Source organism: Bradyrhizobium sp. Ai1a-2 (assembly GCF_000426245.1).
GTDB lineage: Bacteria > Pseudomonadota > Alphaproteobacteria > Rhizobiales > Xanthobacteraceae > Bradyrhizobium.
This window is the reverse complement of record NZ_AUEZ01000185.1, coordinates 1-3,883: the sequence shown is the minus strand read 5'-3', so window position 1 is coordinate 3,883 and position 3,883 is coordinate 1. Positions and strand designations below refer to the sequence as shown.

Sequence of the window (3,883 nt, the reverse complement as noted above, 5' to 3'; positions counted from 1 at the left end):
AACGCGTTGTCCGACACATGGAAACCGCGGCGACGCGCCACGCGAACAAAATAGGCGTCAAGCGCCATTCAAGAGGGCCGCAGAGCTCCGCTTACCTTCTACCCATTCAGCCACGTTGCCGTTCATATCCTTGAGGCCGTATTGGTTGGCTTTTAGCAGTCCCACCTTGTGCGGTTGAGGTGCATCCCTCGTGTTGTCGGCATACCACGCATACTCGTCGATTTTCCCGTCCAGGAAGGAGTAGTTCGTTGGCCGCCCACCTCTGGCGGCAAATTCCCATTCCGCTTCCGAGAGTAGCCGGTATCTTTTTCCCGTTAGTGCCGAAAGCCATTTCACGTAAGCCTTAGCATCTGTCCAGGACACGTTGACGACCGGCTGGTCGCCTCGTCCCCATTCGCCGGCGGTGACAGTCGACCTGCATCCACCGTAGTCAGCGCAGGCGTCCCATTGCGAAAAGGTGACCTCAGTCACTGAGACCGCAAAACTCTGCCTGATCGGGACTTTCGAAAGCGGAGCTTCCCGTTTGACATCGGGACTTCCACTGAGAGGGCCACCGCGGTCGAGCACGCCTTTGAGAACAAAGATCATCGAGGGACAGTCGCGGCATTCATTGAACGGTACGCGATTTTCAAGGAGCGCACGTTCTTCGGCTTGTGACTTGGCGTGGACGTGAAAGAGTCGATAGGAAGCGTTGCGCAGGTGATCGAAATTCAGCGCCACTAGGGCTCCCGTTGCAATGATTGCGACCAGGACTCCGACTATCGTTCGAGAACGACCTTTTGAACGCTTTTCATCTTTCTCGTGTTCCGCACAGGCGGCCAAGTATGCTTGCGCCGAATCAATTTCACGGGCCCAATTGGGGCCACGAAGTGCGAGGGCTTGCGCCTCGGCCAATCGAGTTTCGCGATGAACGAGGAAGTCCGCCTTGCGGGCGGTTGGGGCTTCGGCCCAGTCGGCCGCCGCGAGCCGCACACTATCGAGGAGCAACAGTGCATCTCGATCCTCGCCGAGAATCTCGGTCAGCATTGACCATCGACGAAGCAAGGCTTCGTGAGCAACTTCGATCGTGGTGCCGGATAGACTGTCGCGTCCGTTGGACGCGCGTTGGCCAACATTCTGGTCGCCGGGGCCATCTGCTCGCACGACCAGGAGCCGGTGCTTTGTTAAAGAACCCGCGAGCGGCAGCAAATCGGCCGATAATTCGGCCTGCGATGCTGCATATCGTTGCGCTGATTTGCTGCCGCGATTGATGCGCACCAGCCGCGGCACGAACAGTTTCCTCAACGCCTCACGACGTTCGCTGTCGACGCGGCCCGCATATCCGGCATCGCGGAAAGCCTCGTCCGCTTCCATTTCGATCGCCTTGGCGAGTCCGCCGGATCGGTCGAGCTGCGAAAGTCCGATGACGGGTTCACCGGCATGCTCGAGGATCATCCGCTGGAGCACAAAGGCGAGCAGGGGCAATGCGTCTGCCTCGCCGGCGAAATCGGATTGCAGTTTCTCTATCAGCTGCGCGTCGAACACCGGCGAGTCGGGGCCTACTTTGCGGCGCAGGATTTCCGCCGGCTCGCGAATGATCGTGCTTATTTCGCCTTGCGGAACGGGACCGAGACTGAGCGACGTCAGTTCGACTCCGATCAGCGCCTTGGCGCTCTGCATCGCGCTGTAGGAATCCGAGCGGATAGTCGTAAGGATCAGCGCTTCGCCGGCGTCGCTTGCAGCCCGTGACAACCGCAGCAGCTGCTCGATCTCCGCATTCGTGCCGCTCCCGAAAATCTCCTCGCTTTGATCCAAGCAGAGGACCGGTAAAGGCAATGGCGGTCTCAGCAAAAGCGCACGCTTGGCGGCAGCGTGGCGCAGCTCGATCAGAAGGTCAATGAACGCAGCTTCGTTTCGCAGTCGTTCCCGCAATTCGCTCCGGCTCGTACGCAAGGCGAAACGCTGGTAAACATCCTGCAGGGCTCCCAGCAGGCCCTCCTGGCCTTCTATGGGCCCGCCGAGACCGGCCCTTATCGGCCTGAGCGGCAGCCACTGCGTGTCGTCGCGTACTAGGCGCGGCCACAGTCCCGCGCGCAAGAATGACGATTTGCCGGATCCTGAGGCGCCGAGGATGACCCCGACGCGAGGCGGGTTGCGCGTCGCGAGCCCGCGTAGAGCGTCCATGCCGCGAACCAAATCCGCGTTTCGGCCGAAGAAAACAGCAGCGTCTTCGGGCTCCAGCGCCTCAAGCCCCCGATAAGGCAAGCGCCAGCCGAACAAGCCCCTCTCATCTCGCTGCAGCTCGAAGCTTTCAGGCCCGAGGCCAGCCTTTTGCAAGCCGCTCTTGAGTTGCGCAAGCGCCGCCTTGGCGATGTGGACCGGCCACTGCTGTTGTGTTTGCGGGTGGACGGCGATGAAGCGCTCGGCCGGCTCTCCCTGCAACCGAATGACCTGCCACTGCGCTGTGAGGCCAGCTGGCAAACGCCCGAGCGGAGTGTCGTCGACAATCAGCGCAAACAGTTTTTTGTTGTATTTGTTGGAGATCTGGTACTCGTCCCGACACCAGGTCGAGGCAAGCCAGTCCGTCGAGACAACAAGCAGAACCGCCTCACAACGGGTCGCCGCATCGGCAAAAGCGCGCTGCCATTTTTGGCCAGCGGATATTCCCCGCTCCGGATCGAGATCGAGAAAGATATCGTCCGGCTCGCCCCAGCCTTCGGCTATCAGCCAGTCTCGCAAAGCGATCGCCCAATCGTCGTTGCTACTGGAATGGCTGATGAAAAGTCGCGACACTATCCGCCCGATCGCGTCACCGCAGCTGAAATATATATATGGCAATTCTACCAGAAATTGAAGAGGTGTCGCCTTTGAAATGCGTGGCGCGGCCTGGGCTCTGGCCGTGTCGCGGTACTTGTCGTTAGATTTCCGGCAGTTGACGGCCAGCGTGTTGTGTCAGACGTGCAGCGTGAGCGCGTACGGCCAAGCCGTGTGGTCTCCAGCAACACACCCTTACCATTGGCACTCCGGCGGCGATGCCGATCGGCGCTCGGACCCCACGCTGAGTGACAATTGGCCACATCGACGTCGCGAAGCGAGCGCATGTTCCGCAGCCGATCGAGGTCGGAAGCCAGCCGCGGTCGCGATGCCCCACAGTTGCCGGCGGAGTTGGGCGCCTGTCGGCTTCAACCGAGCGAGGGCGCTGAAGTTGATCTCACCTCTCCTTAGTCTCACCTCTCCTATGGCTCCTTCCTGCCCGGTAAGTTACCCCGATTCAGCAAGTGTCGGGCGCTGCGCGGGGGCAGCTCGCGCACCGAGGCAATGGACTTGTAGTTCGTTTGAACAGATTATAAAGCAATTTCAAATACATAAGAGTTCGCAGTTTTGTTCTGAATGGCGCGCCAAATTTCCACCACTCCCGAACAAAACCGCGAACCCATCGGGATTCGAACGGGGAATTTCGTTGGTGCTTCTTGGACGATATCCGTTTCGGACGCTCAATCTGTTTCGCTGCCTCGATCTTTCCGACGCTCTGCACATAGGACGATCGAAGTCCGCGGGCACCGTCGACGGTGTCGAACGACACTTCTTGAGGCACGTCTTCTTCCGGGACGATCCGGAGGAACTGGCGACTCTTGGCGGCGGGAAGGAAGTCCCGCGAGCCGTTGTGACTACGGCGTAACGGCGGCATACTCGACCGGCGAGTCCCACCTCGGACTCACGCGTATCCTTGGGGACCAGGACGTGGGGACACACGATGACCATGTCCTGCGGCAGGGCGCAGTCCAGCGCGGTCAGCGTGCCCCGGTAGGTCGTCGTCCGTGAAGAATCGCCCAAGCCATTGATGTGGAGTCGATTTTTCGGTCGTGAGGGGGTTTGAGATTGCAAGCTTTCGGGGTTTGACGCC

The 3,883-nt window shown here is 60.0% G+C and carries 1 protein-coding gene; it reads right to left on the bottom strand.

Annotated features, from left to right (window positions below; all coding sequences use genetic code 11):
• Positions 1-57: 57 nt before the first annotated feature.
• Complete coding sequence (locus K288_RS50065) at positions 58-2,772, bottom strand: SUMF1/EgtB/PvdO family nonheme iron enzyme (RefSeq protein ID WP_152535975.1); 2,715 nt, start codon at positions 2,770-2,772, stop codon at positions 58-60.
• Between the last annotated feature and the right edge of the window lie 1,111 nt (positions 2,773-3,883).